Raw genomic sequence first — 18015 nt, forward strand, 5'->3', positions numbered from 1 at the left:
AAATTGAATCCTAAAAGCGATATACAAATAACGCTTTATTTCGCCAATAATGATATTAAATTACATCTTTTTGGCCCCATATCCAATTACATCACAAATATACTGCCCGTTTTCACAATATGCAACCAACTCATTCTTAATAAATTGATAAACTATATCCTTTTCAGCCTCAGGGTACAACACATGAACATTGGCTCCTGCGTCCAGGGTAAAACAAACGTGGCTATTAGTACGCTCCCGAAAGCTCCATATTTTATTAATGATCTCCAGGGTATTGGGCTTCATCAATATAAAATAAGGCAAACTGGTCATCATCATTGCATGTAGGGTCAACGCCTCACTTTCCACAATTTTAATAAATCCGTCCAGATCCCCATTGGCAAAAACCGATCGCAATTTTGTGAGATTGGTATGGGCCTGTGAGAAACGTTGCTCCGCAAAGGGGTGACCATGCATCAAATCATGTCCAACTGTACTGCTGACCTGCTTTTGTCCTTTATCTACAAGTAAAATAGTATCCTGATAATTCTTAAAGACATCGTGTACGGGATATGGATACTTAATAGCATATTCATTTGAACTTCCCTCTGTATCACCATGCAGTCCCCATTCCATAAGATCCCCTTCTATACTTCTACAAGCACTTCCCGATCCGAGACGGGCGAGAAAAGATGCTTTTTTATTGAAATATTCCTCACTCATTTCTGGATGCAGTTCCTTCTCCAAACTCATCAAACACAAGGATAGGGCACTCATTCCACTTGCGGAGGAAGCAATTCCACTACTGTGTGGGAAAGAATTAGACGTTTCTATGGTAAAATGATATAATTTTAGAAATGGCAGGTACTTTTCTACCCTCTTGAAAAAAGTTAGAATTTTTGGCCTGAAGGATTCTTTTGGTTTTCCCTCAAATAGCAGGTCAAATGAGAAATCATTTCCCTCCTCTTCCAATTTGCGATATGATACGGTGGTGGTTGTAGCGCAGGTATCCAACGTAAAACTTACAGATGGATTAGCCGGAATCTGGTTCTCCTTTTTTCCCCAATACTTTACCAGCGCAATATTACTGGGCGATTTCCAAGTGATCTTTCCATTCGCTACATTATTTGAATATGCTAATGGCACAAAGTCTGTTCCCGTCATTTAGTGAAATATTTTTGCAAAGATAGTTTTTAAGGGGTTTTACAATGGTCCCGATTAAAATAAATTACTACTTTAGAGTCTTACAGCCATATTTTGAAAAAAAGAATCTACTACATAACCATCTCCGTTGCAGTTTGTTTGCTAATTGGATTTCTATCCGGTTTTGCCACACAATCTTCTATTGACGATTGGTATGTAACCTTGAACAAACCAAGTTTTAATCCCCCTAATTGGATCTTTGCCCCTGTTTGGACCGCACTGTACATAATGATGGGAATTGCAGCCGGGTTGGTCTGGGCGAGAGGATCCTATCATGTTTGGGTAAAAACTGCCCTTTATCATTTTGGCTTTCAACTCTTGCTCAACGCCCTATGGAGTATTGTTTTCTTTGGATTTCAAAACCCTTTGATGGCCCTATTTGTTATTATGGCTTTATTGGTATTGATTGTATTGACCATTAAATGGTTCAAAGTGGTCCATAAATTGGCCGCCTATTTGATGATCCCTTATTTCCTGTGGGTATGTTTTGCAACGGTATTGAACTATAAGATCTGGGAATTAAATTAAATGAATCCTGTTTGATTGCCTTGGATTTATTTACACTTCAAAACCATGTAAGAATCCTGTAGGCTCTTTTATAATTTGGATCAATTCGCTGCTATTGCCTTCGCTGCTATGAAGGCGCCTGTCCAGGCATTTTGAAAATTAAAGCCTCCAGTTATGGCGTCTACATTCATGACTTCCCCTGCAAAATAGAGCCTAGGTACAATTTTACTTTCATAGGTCTTAAAATTGATTTCCTTAAGATCAATACCGCCAGCAGTAACAAATTCCTCTTTAAAAGTACTCTTCCCATCTACCATGAATTCGGAACGCGTTAACTGATCTGTCAATTCTTGTAAGGAATTCTTGGAAACATCAGCCCATTTGGTACTGTCAGAAATTCCTGCAGCCTTAACCAAATTTACCCATAACCGTTTGGGGACATCAAAGGCATTGGTGCGTAAGATGGTCTTTTTTGCCTCAATTTCCTTAATCTCCAATAATTGTTGAAAAACCCCACCTTCATGATAGGCGGGCAACCAATTTACCTGGATTTTGAATTTGTACTTATAATCACTCAATACTCTGGCACCCCATGCTGATAATTTTAAAATTGCCGGCCCGCTCATTCCCCAATGGGTGATCAATAAAGGTCCTTCTGATTCAAGGATGGGTCGCTGCAAACCCTTACTCTTTAGTGCTATGCTTACCTTGGAATCAGTGCGAGTTTGCGGCAGTACTTCTACCGATGCATGGGTACTTACCCCCGGTATCTCCGAAATACGGTCGTCTTTAATGTTAAAAGTAAAAAGTGAAGGAACGGGAGACACAATGGTATGACCTATATCTTCCAGCATCTTCCATATTTTTGGATTACTGCCCGTCGCTATCAATATTTTTCTAGCTTGATATTCCCTTTTAATGGATTGGACTATAAAGCCGTTATCTGATTTTTTAATTCCTGTGACAGAGCTATTCTTTATAACGGTGATACCCAATCTGTCCACCTCCCCCATAAAGCAATCGATGATAGTTTGGGAAGAATTTGAGACAGGAAACATACGGCCATCCTCCTCAATTTTGAGTGGCACTCCCCTAGCTTCAAAAAAGGCGATAGTATCCCCACTGCAGAAGTTGTGAAAAGGCCCCAACAATTCTTTCTCCCCTCTGGGATAATGATGGACCAATTCACTGGGATCAAACTCGGCATGGGTAACATTACATCTTCCTCCCCCGGATACTTTTACCTTGGTGAGCACTTCCTTTCCGCGTTCCAAAAGAACCACTTTTAATTTTGGGTTTTCCTCGGCTATATGAATGGCCGCAAAAAAGCCAGCAGCTCCGCCCCCGATAATTACAACATCATCCATTAACGTATACGTTCCGGAAAGTTCGTAAATATACCATCAACCCCTAAATCTTTTATTTTTTCAATATCTTCAGGTTCGTTTACGGTATAGGTGTAGATTTTAAACCCTTCGCCTTTAATTTCCTCTATGTTTTCTTCCGTAAGCATTTTATAATGCGGATTAATGGCTACTGCTCCCAATTCCTTGGCCACTGGAATGGCCTCTATGGGGTTGCCATCGGTAAGAACTGCAATCGCGATATTTTTATTTAAGTTTCGCATATCCCTCAGTTCTTTCCAATTGAAACTTGAAATCAAAAAATCTTCCAATTTCCAGCCTCTTTCCTTAACATAATACTCTATGATAAAGTTTACACGATCCGCTGTCCCCGCACCTTTTAATTCAATATTCAAGGGTACTTTATGATCTATTAATTTCAATACATCCTGTAACATGGGTATTTTGTGGTTTCCATCCAAGGTCACCCGTTTCAAATCGAAAATATTATAATCTTCAATTCTTCCTCCTGCATTTGATAGCCGTTCCAACGTTTCGTCATGAAAAACAACAATTTCCCCACTATTCACCTTAAAAACATCAATCTCTATCATATCCACTCCGAGATCCAAAGCTTTTTGAACAGATGCCAAAGTATTCTCTGTTTCATGGCCCATGGCCCCTCTATGTCCAATAACCAAAGTCTCGTTCATTTTTTTACAATTTGATAAGATTAGCAAACAGGCCAAGCCTAAAAGAAAACTGTTTATTTTCATTTTTGATGTGTTTTAATGAGATTTCAAAAATACAATTTGAAATGGAATTTACACTACTTGAATTTTAGGCACAATTTAGCATATCTTCAGTATTTAATCATATATCATCATATTCAATGCCTATAATGTTAAATTCTCGATGATAGTGAAATCAAGATTAATTATCTTTAAATGACCGTAACCAATTAAATCAATAAACTATGTTTTCAAAAGCAAACGTATTGGCCACAATTATTGGATTTGTGGTAATGTTCCTATTTGGCTATGCCATTTGGGGAATAGCCACGGCCGAATTTTTTGAAGCCCATGCCACCAACAGCATCATGAAGAACCCACCTGATATGCTTTTTATAGCCTTGGGAAATTTGATAGGTACTTTCGCTATTAGTACCATTTATGGCAAATGGGCCGCAGGGGCCTACGGTGCCGCCAATGGCTTCGCCTTTGGTATCTGGATTGGAATTTTTGTAGGCTTGGGAATGGGACTTCTTTGGTACGGAACTTCTGAACTAATGGATATGACGGGTCACTTGGTAGAGGCCATTATAGACATCTTCTTTTATGGAATCGTCGGTGCCGTAATTGGATTTGTATATCAAAAAACATCAGCCTAAAAACACAAAAAGAACTGGGTAATTATAGGTTACGCCAGTTCTTTCTTTTAAATATTATACAATGGGATTCTGGATAATTCTATCTGTACAACAACCAGTCCTATTCTCTTACTTTTCCAATCTAAAAATAAATGATTCCAAGGGTTGAATATCTACACGCATTCTGGCATTGCCATTCTTGACTTTTAGCACAGCCGTGGCTTCACCAAAAAGCTGATCTGTCAACAAATAATCCCCATCCTTTAATTCCCATTTTTCAATAAGGTCGTGCGGAAGTCCGAGGCTAAAACCAAAGGTGTCATCGGCATCAAAATTGGAGACCACAACTAATTTTTCCGAATCTGACCATCTGGCAAAGGAAAATACCCGATGATTGTACCATTCTGTATGCTCCCTATTAAAGGAATGTATCTCTTGATAGTTCCCCATTAAAGCACTACTCTTAATGGAAAAGTTCAACAGCCTTTTATAAAAATCCCTTAATTCTTTTTCTTCAGGCCTTAAGGCGGCACCATCAAACTTTTTATTGTTTACCCATCGTTGCAAATGGGGGACCCCTATATAGTCGAAAATAGAGGTACGCCCAACACTGCCAAATCCAGGTTTTTCTAGCGCAGGCTCTCCCACCTCCTGTCCAAAATAGATCATGGTGGGGGACGTACTAATCGTTGTGGATACAACCATCGCCGGCTTGCCCTTCTCGGCATTTCCTGCAAATTCTGGACTTGGAAGCCTTAGTTCATCATGATTTTCCAAAAAATGCAGCATATGGTGTTCAATATCCATCATGCTATTTTGCACTGTATTGATCTGGTCTGTCCACCCGTGACCTTGAATTATGGGCACTAAGGAATCATAGAGCCCTACCTTGTCATACAAGTAGTCCATTTTTCCCTTATGGATATAATCCCTGTACAAGTTGGGTCTATATACTTCGGCCATCAAAAAGGCGTCCGGATTCTTCATTTTAACGGAGGAATTCATAAAACTCCAAAATTCAACGGGGACTATTTCAGCCATATCATATCTGAAACCATCCACTCCCATATCAATCCAATACAAGGCAATATCCCTAAATTTTTTCCAACTGTTGGGCACATCCTTATCTTTCCAAAATTCGAAGTGCGCCTTGTAGTCTTTTTTGTCAAATCCTTCCGGCAGGGCATCAAACTCGTGCACGCCATCTGGGGTAATCCCATAGTTGATTTTGACGGTTTCGTACCAGTCATTGAAACCTGGCTGTGAGGTACGAGCCCCGTTACCTGTCCATTTTGCAGGGAATTCATCAAATTTTCCATCTGCCAATTTTGCCTTTTCCCCACCCAAAGGCAAATACCCGTGCTCCCATTTTGGCACTATAAATGGCTTTCCGGGATTATAATAAAAATTATTATCGCGCTTATAGGTTACTGAAGTATCGTCCTCTGCACCAAAATCAACAACCCCTTTCGGATTGCTCTTTCCTTCATATCTTCTGGCAACATGGTTAGGAACGATATCGATGATCACTTTTAGGCCGTTTTTATGAGTGCGGTCTACTAGCTCTTTAAACTCTTCCAACCTTCTGGCCGGATCTGTGGCCAAATCAGGGTTCACGTTGTAATAATCCTTTACCGCATAGGGAGAACCAGCCCTACCTTTCACCACATCAGGATCATCTTCGGAAATACCATAAGCAGTATAATCATTAATTACGGCATGATGTGGGATTCCTGTAAACCAGATGTAGGTGACTCCAAGATCCTTGATCCCTTGCAGGGCCTCATCCGTAAAATCGGCAAATTTTCCAACCCCATTTTCCTCATGGGTTCCCCAAGGTTTATTGGTCGTATTTGTATTCCCAAATAATCGGGTAAAAACCTGATACACCACTTCTTTATGTTCTTCCGCCTTTTTCATTTTTAAATTTTCTTTTTTCTCTTGTCCACAACCCATCATTAAAAGGCATGTGCTGATTATACTAAAGATAATAAATGTAATTTTCTTCATAGGGTAATAGCTCAGATATTGTAATGGCCAACAAACTCTCGTTTATGTTGAAATCGAAAGCTAATGAATATTATTTTCCAATTCAAGAATCATGCTTTTTTTGGGACCAATGGTGAGTTCATTGCCCAATTTTATTGTGGTGTCAGTCAACACTTCCTTCCCTTGTTGAAAACCCTTTAAGTTTTCGGCAAACCTATCCAAGGGTAGCTTTATTGATGTCTTATTGTTGTTCAAGATAACCATAACTGTTTCCTCTTCCGTAATTCTAAAATACGCATACACTTCCTGTTCTGGCACATATTGTATAGTTTTTCCCGTATGTATTACACTGGCGTTTTTTCTCCAATTAAACAGCTTTTTTGAGAAATTGAAATATTTGTTCTGCACCTCATTCCTTCCCTTGGCAGTGAAAGCCGTTCTGGAGTCGCCTTGCCAACCCCCAGGGAAATCCCTTCGGATATCCCCATCACCTTTGTCCTTATCTCCCCCCATTCCGATCTCGCTGCCATAATAAATTTGGGGAATACCTCTTACGGTCGCGATCAGGGTCATGGCCAATTGGTAGTCCTCAAAATTGGGATACAGTTCATTGATCCTAGGCGTATCATGGTTTTCTGCAAATATTAGAATATTGTTGATATCGGGATAAAGGAAATCGTTCACAAAATTCTCGTACAACTGGATGATCCCTGTGTTCCATGTGGGGTTTTCCACCTTAAAAACTTCCATAATAGCGTCGTGGAGCGTAAAATCCATGACTGTGGGCAGGTTGGAATTATAACCCTGAATGGCCCCTATCTTACTGTCCTTTTGCCAATAGGCCATCTGTGCCTGATCATGCATCCAAACTTCTCCCACAATATTGAAATTGGGATATTCAACGGTAATGGCCTTGGTCCATTTTGCTATCCCCTCCTTATCATTAAAGGAATAGGTATCTACCCTGAACCCATCCAAATCTGCATATTCTATCCACCAAATTGCATTTTGGGTAAGATAATTCAACACCAAAGGATTCTTTTGATTAAGATCGGGCATGGACTTTACAAACCAACCATCCATGCAGTACCTATAATCGTATTGTGACACATTAGGATCCATTTGAGTGGTTGTCCTATAATTGGTCTGTCCGTAACCTGGAAACTGATGGATCCAATCATAGGTAGGCAGGTCTTTCATCATCCAATGGGTAATGCCCCAGTGATTGGTGACATAATCAAAGATCAATTTCATATCCCTCTTGTGAAGCTCAGAAGCCAAACGCCTATAATCTTCATTGGTACCAAATCTCGGATCAATCTTATAGACATCGCTCTGGGCATAGGTATGGTAAGAATATTTTTCATCATTATCCTCACACATGGGGGTACTCCAAATGGCGGTTGCTCCCAATTCCTCTATATAATCCAAATGATCTATAATTCCTTGAATATCTCCACCATGACGGCCTCCATCCAATTTTCTATTGACTTTCTCAACAACATCGGGATGGGAATCTATTTTCGGATTTCCGTTGGCAAAACGATCCGGCATCAGTAAATAAACCAAATCTGAAGCATCATAACTTGCCCTGTCTGCCGAATTAGGCCTGCGCTCCTTAAATTCATAGGGAATGGCCTGTTTCAAATTATCTCCATCTTTCAGCTGGATTTCAAATTTTCCCGCCTTTACACCATCGGTATTTAGGGTGATGAATAGGTAATTTGAATTCTCCGTGCGATGTACGTCCAAAATTTCCACACCACTAAGTTCAGGACTGTACTGTGCAATGTCCTTACCGTACAGCATGACCTGTACCTGAGGATTATTCATGCCAATCCACCAAAATGGTGGCTCTACCCTATCTACTTGTGCCATAATGGGAACGCATAACAAGACCATGCATACCATTAAGAAAACTTCTTTCATGCATCTTGGATTATTTATATCGTTTTTGATCTTATTAAGATGAAGTAGATATAGTTTCTCCCGCTTTAAGTACCAGTCGCTTTCCTTTGACCCTTATGGACATTTCGTCTGTCCCTTCCAAATCAAAACTGGCTCCTGCTTCTGTTACCTTTACTTTAAGGATCCTATTTCTAAAATTTACCTTAAACGAATATGCCTTCCATTGTTTTGGAATCCTAGGAGTGAAGGACAACTTATCATCTACCACGCGCATTCCACCAAAACCTTCTACAATACTCATCCATGTTCCTGCCATGGAAGTAATGTGCAATCCTTCTTCCACTTCCTTGTTATAATCGTCCAAATCCAAACGGGAGGTACGTAAGTAAAATGTATATGCCTGATCCATCCTATTCAACTTGGCTGCCTGAATGCTGTGCACACAAGGTGACAGGGAGGACTCATGAACGGTAAAAGGCTCATAGAAGTCAAAATGTTTCTCCAATTCCTCTAGGGAGAAGTGATCCTCAAACAGGTAGAAGCCCTGTAGTGTATCCGCTTGTTTGATATAAGGAGATCTCAATATTCGATCCCAACTCCATTTTTGGTTGATAGGGCGTTGGGTTCTGTCCAAATTGGCTACGGTGATCAATTCCTTATCCAAGAATCCATCTTGCTGTAAATTAATGCCCAACTCCTCTGAAAATGGGAAATACATATTATCTGCGACTTCCTTCCAAGACTCCATTTCGGCAGTCGTTAATTTGGTCATCCCTATGATTCTTTTATGATCATCGGAATACCCGTCTTTCACTTTGCCAATTTGTTCCAACGTATAGTTGATACACCATTTTGCAAGATAATTGGTATACCAGTTATTGTTTACATTGTTTTCATACTCGTTGGGTCCTGTTACACCCAAGATGACGAATTTGTTTTTTTGCTTCGAGAACGTTGCTCTTTGCTGCCAAAAACGAGAAATCGCAATCAGCACTTCCAGACCCATTTCAGGGATATAAGAGTAATCTCCCGTAAATCTGTAATAATTATATATGGCGAAGGCGATTGCACCATTACGATGGATTTCCTCAAAGGTGATTTCCCATTCGTTATGACATTCTTCCCCATTCATAGTTACCATTGGATATAATGCCGCTCCATTGGAAAAACCAAGTTTTTTGGCATTTTCGATAGCTTTTTCCAAATGGTTATACCTGTATTTTAATAAATTCCTGGCAACAAGTTGATCTTTGGTAGCCATATAAAATGGTATACAATACGCTTCGGTATCCCAATAGGTACTTCCTCCGTATTTTTCTCCCGTAAATCCTTTTGGTCCTATATTCAATCTTGAATCCTTTCCTAAATAGGTTTGGTTCAACTGAAAAATATTGAAACGAATTCCTTGCTGGGCCTTAATATCCCCTTCAATGGTAATATCGCTCATCTCCCAAATCTTTTCCCAAGCTTGCTTCTGTTTATCCAATAAAGCGTCGAAGCCCATAGTGGTCACTTTTTTCAAGACCGCCTTCGCGGCATTGACAAGTTCGGTGGCTTCATGATTTCGGGAAACTGTATACCCCCCAAATTTATGCAAGGTGGCCGATTCTCCTTTGTTCAGGGTCACTTTATAGGTAAAACGTACCTTGTGTTCTTCTATATGCGCGTCGCTATTCAAAGCCACCTCTTTCCCATTGTGGAATACTTTGGATTCCATAAAAGTACAGGTCGCAAAATTCGTCTTCATGGTATGCGCTTCTATAAAACCTTGCTGACCTTGGGAAGAAACTTTTGTGGTATTCCAAAATTTGTCATCCCAGTTGGTATCTTCATTGGTAATCCCACTGTCAACATACGGACTAAAGGAAACTTCCATATTTCCACTTAAAGCTTTTACCTCGTACTTAATGGCTCCTGCCTCATCAATGTCCAAACTCAAGAATCGGATTACTTTTACCTCAATTTCCTGATCGCTTGGCAGGGTTGCAACGAAGGTTCTTTGGTACCATCCTTCCTTCATATTAAGTTCCCTCTTGTACTGGGATACTTTCTTACAGGTGTTCAAATCCAAAGAGGCACCATCGATCTCTACATCTATCCCAATCCAATTAGGGGCATTTATGACCTTGGCAAAATATTCCGGATACCCATTTTTCCACCAACCAACACGAGTCTTGTCCGGGTAATAAACCCCAGCGATATAACTTCCCTGAAAAGTATGTCCCGAATACTGCTCTTCAAAATTGGCTCGTTGTCCCATGGCTCCGTTTCCAATACTGAAAAGGCTTTCAGAAGATTTAACTTTCTCCTTATCAAATCCTTCTTCTATGATCGACCAAACATTTGGTATAATATAATCCTGGTTCATGTTATAAAGTGGTTAATTGATTAATAAAATCTGTACTTATTTCCGTAAAATCATTGAAATTATATTGAGCTTCCGTCAATATTGTTTTATCTCCAATGCCTATGCTGGTCATCCCTGCAGAATTGGCCGCCTGTATCCCCGCAAGGGCATCCTCAAAGACCACACAATCTGTTGGTTCTACTCCAATATCTTTGGCCGCCAAAAGGAATACTTCAGGATCGGGTTTTGCTTTTGTAACGTTGTTACCGTCTACCACAACCTTGAAATAGGAGAGCAAACCTACCTTTTTTAATATGGGAATTGCATTTTTACTGGCAGAGCCCAAGGCCATGGGAATATTATTGGCTTTAAGAAAATCTAGGATTTTTGGGACATCGGGAAGAATCTCAGACGCATCCATTTTCTCGATATAACTCAAATAATCTTCATTTTTTTCGATCATCCAGTTATCGAACTGTTCCTTTGTGGCATCCACTTCCCCAAGTTCCAATAAAATTTGTAAGCATCTTTTTCGACTGACCCCTTTGAACGCCTCATTCTGTTCTTCGGAAAATTCGAATCCCAATTCATTGGCCAATTTTTTCCAGGCCAAATAATGGTATTTCGCCGTATCGACTATGACACCATCTAAATCAAATATGAATCCTTTAATCACCATGTATAAATTTAAGTTACAGCGCAGAGCTGATTGATTGCTGAAAATCATTTAAAACAACGACCTCCAACAATGGACTTTTAATTTCCAAAACTATCGGAATAAAAAAAACCTACTAAAGATTAGCAGTTCCAATAATAGTGGAGATTTGTTATCAATAAATAAAATGAGAAGTAGCAACAACTATTGACAACTTAACAAATATATAAATTTTTTCTACTTCTAATTTCCAACCATTGGCTTCTAAACGAGCCCAACGACCTATTTCTATTTGGCCCCTTATAAATCTTATTGAAAATTGATCTGACTAAAATTCACTGTCATTCATTTTAATAAAACCCCTCTAATTTATTGTGGACTCCCTTTCAATCAATGTGGAATCTAAGATTTCGGTTCGGTATATCTCCTCCTCTTCCTCATTTTCAACCTTATCGATCAACATTTTTGCAGCAATGGCACCCATGCTTTCCCCGTGTTGGGCTACGGCGCTAAGACTGGGATTGGCATATTTGGATAGGGGTCCGTCCGTAAAACCGATGAAAGAAACATCTTCAGGAATCTTCAATCCTTTTTTTTGCACCACCCGCATTCCATAAATGGCAAATATTTCGTTGACACATAGGACCGCATCCATTGTGACCGTGTCAAAGAAATGTTGTATTGCTGCTTCATCTATGCTTTCAAAAGGAAGGGTCAACACCAAATCCTTATGTATGGGAATCCCTTCATCTTTTAAAGCTTGATAATAGCCCTCAGTTCTAGCTTTGCTGACACTTAGATTTTCTGTATTAATCAAAGCAATATTACGCCTTCCGCTATCTATTAACTTCTTAACCGCTTTATAGGCACTGTCCCTATCATCAATGATGACCTTATCACATTCCACTTCATCGGTCACCCTATCGAACATGACCAAAGGGATACCCTGGCTGGTCACTTCCTTTATATGGTTATAATCGTTTCGGGCCTGTGTTTCCGTGGACAACGACATAATAAAGCCATCAATACTGCCATTTGCCAGCATCTCCATGTTGATCACCTCCTTGTCAAACGATTCATCTGAGAGGCAAACAATGACATTATAGCCTCTTTCATTCGCATACTTTTCTATACCTCTAACCACCGTCGTAAAAAAATGGTGGACTATATTGGGAATAATGACCCCGATGTTTTTTGTCCGTTTGTTCTTTAAGCTTATTGCTATATTGTTGGGCTTGTAATTGTAGAGTTTTGCGAAAGCCTGAATCCTTTCCTTTGTATCCCTACTAATTTCCTCGCTATTTTTCAAGGCCTTGGAAACTGTGGAAATGGATACTTCTAATTCTCTGGCGATGTGCTTAAGGGTTATTTTTCTTTTCAAAATATACCAATAATTTAAGGCAACTGCTGTTGTCGGAGTTGAAAAATAGGCATTAATATAGCCCCAATTTGTAAAAGAAAGCTTTTTTTGCAAATAACAACCATAAAGTAATTAATCCATGGTTTCAGGAAGATAATTTTAACAAATATTTGATTAAATAAAAATTCATATATTTGTTATGCCTTGCCATTTAACTAACTTTTGATTAATAAATTGCGAATTGCATAATTTAGTACAACTAAGTTTACGAGTATAATTTTTTAACCTAAGTTATTAACACGAAACCGTTTTCGTGAAATTCTATTCAGTATTCTTAGTCATTTTAACAAAAAATTTACATAAGTTTAACCTGGAATTGAAATTAACTAAACTAAAATTACTTATTTATGAAGATTACGCTACTAAAAAGCTTATTGCTTGTTGGGGCATTTTTATGCTTTGGACTTGCGAAAGCTCAGACGGTATCAGGTACTGTTTCTGATGCCAGCGGCCCTTTACCTGGGGCCAGTGTACTGGTAAAGGGAACTACCAACGGTACACAGACAGATTTTGATGGTAATTACACATTGAACAATGTGGGAAGCACAGCTACATTGGTTTTCAGCTATATCGGCTACAAACCATTAGAGGTTGCTGTGAACAGCAGAACTACTATTTCTGTAACACTTGAGGAAGATGCGCAGGCATTGGATGAAGTTGTTATTATTGGATATGGTACAACTACAGTTAAAGATGCAACAGGATCAGTAACATCTGTTACAGCGGAAGACTTTAATGGCGGTGTCATTGCTTCTCCAGAACAATTGATACAAGGTAAGACTGCCGGTGTCAATATTCAGCAGACTAGTGGTGAACCAGGAGCAGGAATCCAATTGAACATTCGTGGTTCCAACTCTGTAAGGGGTGACAACAGCCCATTGTTCGTTGTTGATGGTGTGCCATTGGCAGGAGGTAATACTTCTCCAGGAGGTGATACTGGAGGCGGCGGAAGTGCTGTGAAAAACCCGTTGAATTTCTTGAACCCATCGGATATCGAAAGCATCAGTATTCTTAAGGATGCTTCCGCAACTGCGATCTACGGTTCTAGAGGTGCGAATGGTGTTGTTATCATTACAACTAAAAGTGGTAAAGGAAGTGCAGGAGGAAAATTTGAATTCTCTTCCACACTAAGTATCGCTACACCTGCTAATAGTTATGACTTACTGGACAGAGATGAATATTTGAGCGCGGTTACCCAATTTGGTGGTGATGCATCTTCAGTTGATTTTGGCAACAATACAGACTGGCAAGAATTCTTAACAAGAACTGCTGCTTCTCAAAACCAAAACTTATCCTATTCCAACAACTACGGTAGTGGTAACATACGTGCTACTTTTGGATATGGAAAACAGTTTGGTGTTGTTGAAAAATCTAGCTTGGAACGTATTACTGGTAGATTGAATATTTCTCAAAGATTTTTGGATGACAAATTAACTTTAGGACTTCAAACCAGTATCTCACGTGTTAATGACGAGACGGCACCTTTATCTGGTGGCGCTGGTTTCCGTGGAGATATCTTAGGTGCTGGTTATTCGGCCAACCCAACATGGAGTACTGATCCTAACTTCTCAGATGGAGGTACCCAGATATTACCTGCTAACTATTTGGCCTATACCCAGAATGAAACATTTACCAACAGAGTTTTGGTAAACGGTTCCATAGATTACAAGTTTACTCCTGAACTTTCAGGTAAGTTGAACATGGGTTATGACAAATCGGAAGGTGAGAATACTTCAGTTATTTCTGGAGACGTTCAAAACTTTACCGGTATAGAAGGACAAGGATTTGGAGTGTTCAATACGCTTAATAGAGAAAACCATTTATTGGAAGCCACACTGAACTACAAGAAAGAATTTGAAGATTCCAGTTTTGATGCATTGGTAGGTTATTCCTTTCAGGATTTCAATGTTAGCGGTAGAAATTCAGCTGCTAGAACATTCTCCACCACTGATTTAAATCAAATGGGTGCAGATTTAAGAGAAACTGTTAATGGCGCTGCAAATATTATTGATGGTTCTTACCAACAATACTACTACGGTACAAATACCAACGGTCTTCTTGTAAACAGACTACAGCCAAATGTTGTATCGGGAGAGAATGTTGGTCTAGGTTTTAACCGATTGGTAGATGCAATGACCGCAGACACTTTTAACAACACAGATGAATTACAGTCATTCTTTGCTCGTTTAAATTATACGATTTCCAATAAGTACTTATTTACTGGAACTGTTAGAGCTGATGGATCTTCTAGATTTGGTCCAGAAAATCAATATGGATATTTCCCTTCTGGAGCTTTTGCTTGGAAGATGAGTGAAGAAGATTTTGTCGGAGATGCTGTTTCTACCTTAAAACTAAGGCTAAGTGGTGGTATCACTGGTAACCAAGATGGATTAGGATACGGTAACTTTGTTGCAAGACAACGTTTCGGAGACCTAGGTATCCAAAATGATAACGTAGTGAACCAAAACGGTCTGGCAATTGTTGCCACTGACGTTCCTGATTTGAAATGGGAATCAACTTTAAACTTTAACGTAGGGTTGGATTTCGGATTTAACAATGACAGACTATCAGGTAGTTTAGATGTTTACCGTAGTGAAACAACAGATCTTATTTTAAGAACTCCTCCTGCAGCACCTGCGGTGGATCCATTCCAGTTTGGTAATGTTGATGCTACTATCTTAAACCAGGGTATTGAATTTTCACTTGGATATGATTTTATTCAATCTGCAAATACTACGTTCTCTGCTAACTTTAACATAGCATACAACCAAAACGAAGTACAAGATTTCGCTAGTGCAATAAATACTGGTGAGATTAATGGACAAGGACTTTCTGGAGCCTTTGCACAGCGATTTGAAGCTGGTAGATCTTTGTTCTCTTATTACATGGCGATCTTTGAAGGATTTGACAGCAATGGCTTTCCAATCTACCAAGATGTAGATGGCAATGGAACAGGAGATCCTATCGCAGATCAAACATTTGTTGGTGAGGATGCCTTACCGGATGTTACTTCTGGATTATCTTTAAACTTTAGAAGTGGAAACTGGGATGCATCGACTTATTTTTCAGGACAGTTCGGATTCTCGGTTTACAACAACACAGCTAACGGTTTCTTCACAGGAGGTTCTATCGGCAACGCTAGGAATGTAACTCAGAACGTTGTTACTAGTGGCGAAGATGGTGGAGCATCTGCAGACGTTTCAACAAGATTCCTTGAAAAAGGTGATTTTGTAAGATTACAGAATGTGTCCATAGGATATAATGTGCCATTAACAGGTGAAGGCCTGTTCAAGAGTTTACGTTTATCCGTAACAGGACAGAATTTATTCTTAATTACTGATTACAGCGGACTTGATCCTGAAGTTACAACGGCTACTGGTGATTTAGGTTCTGGTGTACCAACTAGAGGAATCGACTGGGCGGCGTATCCAAATCCAAGAACAATAACCTTTGGACTTAATGCATCCTTTTAATTAAAAAATTGAATATCATGAAAAGAAATCAATTCAAAATATATTTTCTAACTATAGCGTCTGTGATAGGCCTCACCGCCTGTACCAACCTAGAAATTGAAGAAACCGACTCTATTATCAGTGAAGGTTTCCAAGGATTGGCAGATCCAACTTCAACGGTTGACGAACTTTACAACCGCGTTGGTGGACAATATGGAGACCAAGCAAATTTCTTTGCACTCCAAGAAGTAACAACAGACGCAGCTCTAGTTCCTACAAGAGGAACTGACTGGGGTGATAATGGTTTATGGAGGGTACTTCATAACCATTCATGGAACGGGGAACATGCCTTTATCGGTACTGTTTGGAACCAGTTCAATGCAAACCAGTTAATTGCTTCCCAAGTATTGGACTCAAGAAGTAATCCAACTGCCAATAATATCGGTGATGCTAGTTTTATGAGAGCCTACAGCATGTGGGTTATCTTGGACAACTACGGACAGGTTCCTTTTAGGGATACATCCTTACCATCATCGGCTTTGCCAGAAGTATTGACTGGACAGGCCGCTTTGGACATCATCTTGGCCGATCTTGATCAAGCCATTGCAAACTTACCAACTAAATCAGCTGGTACAGGTGCAGAACTAAATAGAGCCAGCAAAGCTGCAGCTCGTCATTTGAAGGCAAAAGTTCTTTTAAATAAGCACATCTACCTTGGTACTAGTCCTGATTCAGCAGACATGGCCCAAGTAATTTCTTTGGTCGATGCGATTGCCGCAGATGGATTCGCTTTACAAGCTGGGTACTTTGACTTATTTAGACAAGAGGCAGATAATGAGACCATCTGGTCCTTGACATCTTTGGCCACAGGTAACAGAATATTCAACGGATTACACTACAACTCCACAGCAATTGGTGGTGGTGGTTGGAACGGTTTCAGTACGTTGGCAGAATTCTACGACCTTTATGAGGGAGATCCAAACAGCAACCGAGTTGATGTTAACGGAAATCCATTGGATGGCCAAGAAGAAAGACGTGGTGGTGTTCCTCCAGCAGGTAAGCCATTTACAGGTGAACCAGGTACTACAGACAATGGTGGTCTTGAAGATGGATCCAATGTTGGATTTGGATACTTGATAGGGCAACAATTTGCTTTGGATGGTACCCCTTTAAAAGACAGAGCTGGTGCTCCATTGACTTTCAAAAGAGATTTTGTTGATGGTACCGGTGCTCCAAGTTTTATCAACAATGATGAAACAACGGGAATACGTGTTCAAAAATACAACGTAAGATACGGTGGAGGTTTTGTAGGTCACGAAATTGTCTTCCGTTATTCAGATGCCCACTTAATGAAGGCCGAAGCTATGCTACGTAGTGGACAAGATCCTACTGCTATGGTGAACGAACTTCGTACATTAAGAGGCGCAAACCCACTTACATCCGTAGGAGAGTCACAACTTTTGGATGAAAGAGGTCGTGAGCTTTACCAAGAAGTTTGGAGAAGAAACGATATGATCCGTTTCGGACAGTTCAACAGAGACTGGTTATTTAAAGAATCAAATGAAATTGGAAACACAGCTCGTAACTTGTTCCCAATCCCTCCAACTCAATTGTTGGCTAACCCTAACTTGGTTCAGAATCCTGGATACTAATCCAACATAACATACTAAGTTTAAAAACCCTGACTAATTTAGTCAGGGTTTTTTTATACGCTAACATTTACAATAAATTAGAACTCAGTCAGAATACGCTCCATTTCTTTGTTTAGAACCCAGACAACAAATAACTATTTTAACAGAAACTAGTTAAAAAAATTATACTATTCATCTTCCATGCTTAAAGC

At 39.7% G+C, this 18015-nt stretch carries 12 protein-coding genes; 4 read left to right on the plus strand and 8 right to left on the minus strand.

Features of this window, described 5'->3' with window-relative positions:
- Positions 1–60: 60 nt before the first annotated feature.
- Positions 61–1143: a diphosphomevalonate/mevalonate 3,5-bisphosphate decarboxylase family protein gene (locus SB49_RS09905; RefSeq protein ID WP_062056144.1), complete on the minus strand. Its 1083-nt coding sequence runs from the start codon at positions 1141–1143 to the stop codon at positions 61–63.
- Positions 1144–1236: 93 nt separating this feature from the next.
- On the opposite strand from SB49_RS09905, the gene SB49_RS09910 reads away from it, so the two are divergent.
- On the plus strand, positions 1237–1710 hold the full coding sequence (locus SB49_RS09910; RefSeq protein WP_062056147.1) for a TspO/MBR family protein: 474 nt from the start codon (positions 1237–1239) through the stop codon (positions 1708–1710).
- 80 nt (positions 1711–1790) lie between these two features.
- Here the strand turns inward: SB49_RS09910 and SB49_RS09915 are convergent, their stop codons facing one another.
- Positions 1791–3056, minus strand: coding sequence for an NAD(P)/FAD-dependent oxidoreductase (locus SB49_RS09915; protein ID WP_062056149.1), 1266 nt, complete (start codon positions 3054–3056; stop codon positions 1791–1793).
- Positions 3056–3745 (minus strand): glycerophosphodiester phosphodiesterase, encoded by a 690-nt coding sequence (locus tag SB49_RS09920; protein ID WP_235537730.1) that lies wholly within the window; start codon positions 3743–3745, stop codon positions 3056–3058. Before SB49_RS09920 ends, SB49_RS09915 begins: the two co-directional genes overlap by 1 nt.
- A 263-nt stretch (positions 3746–4008) precedes the next feature.
- Here SB49_RS09920 and SB49_RS09925 point away from each other — a divergent pair, with 263 nt between their 5' ends.
- Complete coding sequence (locus tag SB49_RS09925) at positions 4009–4422, plus strand: hypothetical protein (RefSeq protein WP_062056153.1); 414 nt, start codon at positions 4009–4011, stop codon at positions 4420–4422.
- Positions 4423–4530: 108 nt separating this feature from the next.
- On the opposite strand, the gene SB49_RS09930 is transcribed toward SB49_RS09925, so the two are convergent.
- From SB49_RS09930 to SB49_RS09950, 5 genes are all read right to left on the minus strand, one after another.
- On the minus strand, positions 4531–6411 hold the full coding sequence (locus tag SB49_RS09930; RefSeq protein WP_062056155.1) for an alpha-amylase family glycosyl hydrolase: 1881 nt from the start codon (positions 6409–6411) through the stop codon (positions 4531–4533).
- Positions 6412–6471: 60 nt separating this feature from the next.
- Complete coding sequence (locus tag SB49_RS09935; RefSeq protein ID WP_062056157.1) at positions 6472–8319, minus strand: glycoside hydrolase family 13 protein; 1848 nt, start codon at positions 8317–8319, stop codon at positions 6472–6474.
- 34 nt (positions 8320–8353) lie between these two features.
- Positions 8354–10666, minus strand: a complete 2313-nt coding sequence (locus tag SB49_RS09940) for a glycoside hydrolase family 65 protein (protein WP_062056159.1) — start codon at positions 10664–10666, stop codon at positions 8354–8356.
- Position 10667: 1 nt separating this feature from the next.
- The gene (pgmB, locus tag SB49_RS09945) at positions 10668–11324 is read right to left on the minus strand and encodes a beta-phosphoglucomutase (protein ID WP_062056160.1); all 657 of its coding nucleotides are present in this window, start codon (positions 11322–11324) and stop codon (positions 10668–10670) included.
- A 340-nt stretch (positions 11325–11664) separates the two neighbouring features.
- Positions 11665–12681 carry a LacI family DNA-binding transcriptional regulator gene (locus SB49_RS09950; protein WP_062059083.1) on the minus strand — a complete coding sequence of 339 codons (1017 nt, stop codon included), beginning with the start codon at positions 12679–12681 and terminating at the stop codon, positions 11665–11667.
- A 386-nt stretch (positions 12682–13067) separates the two neighbouring features.
- On the opposite strand from SB49_RS09950, the gene SB49_RS09955 reads away from it, so the two are divergent.
- Complete coding sequence (locus tag SB49_RS09955; protein ID WP_062056162.1) at positions 13068–16193, plus strand: SusC/RagA family TonB-linked outer membrane protein; 3126 nt, start codon at positions 13068–13070, stop codon at positions 16191–16193.
- Positions 16194–16210: 17 nt separating this feature from the next.
- A complete protein-coding gene (locus SB49_RS09960; protein WP_062056164.1) occupies positions 16211–17824 on the plus strand; it encodes a RagB/SusD family nutrient uptake outer membrane protein in 1614 nt (537 codons plus the stop codon).
- Positions 17825–18015 lie beyond the last annotated feature (191 nt).

Source organism: Sediminicola sp. YIK13 (genome assembly GCF_001430825.1).
GTDB lineage: Bacteria > Bacteroidota > Bacteroidia > Flavobacteriales > Flavobacteriaceae > Sediminicola.

What these genes read in the sequence shown, in the direction of transcription:
- SB49_RS09905 (WP_062056144.1), bottom strand. Translation starts at nt 1,143, where the DNA reads ATGACGGGAACAGACTTTGTGCCATTAGCATATTCAAATAATGTAGCG.
- SB49_RS09935 (WP_062056157.1), bottom strand. Translation starts at nt 8,319, where the DNA reads ATGAAAGAAGTTTTCTTAATGGTATGCATGGTCTTGTTATGCGTTCCC.
- SB49_RS09925 (WP_062056153.1), top strand. Translation starts at nt 4,009, where the DNA reads ATGTTTTCAAAAGCAAACGTATTGGCCACAATTATTGGATTTGTGGTA.
- SB49_RS09920 (WP_235537730.1), bottom strand. Translation starts at nt 3,745, where the DNA reads ATGAACGAGACTTTGGTTATTGGACATAGAGGGGCCATGGGCCATGAA.
- SB49_RS09940 (WP_062056159.1), bottom strand. Translation starts at nt 10,666, where the DNA reads ATGAACCAGGATTATATTATACCAAATGTTTGGTCGATCATAGAAGAA.
- pgmB (WP_062056160.1), bottom strand. Translation starts at nt 11,324, where the DNA reads ATGGTGATTAAAGGATTCATATTTGATTTAGATGGTGTCATAGTCGAT.
- SB49_RS09930 (WP_062056155.1), bottom strand. Translation starts at nt 6,411, where the DNA reads ATGAAGAAAATTACATTTATTATCTTTAGTATAATCAGCACATGCCTT.
- SB49_RS09915 (WP_062056149.1), bottom strand. Translation starts at nt 3,056, where the DNA reads ATGGATGATGTTGTAATTATCGGGGGCGGAGCTGCTGGCTTTTTTGCG.
- SB49_RS09960 (WP_062056164.1), top strand. Translation starts at nt 16,211, where the DNA reads ATGAAAAGAAATCAATTCAAAATATATTTTCTAACTATAGCGTCTGTG.
- SB49_RS09955 (WP_062056162.1), top strand. Translation starts at nt 13,068, where the DNA reads ATGAAGATTACGCTACTAAAAAGCTTATTGCTTGTTGGGGCATTTTTA.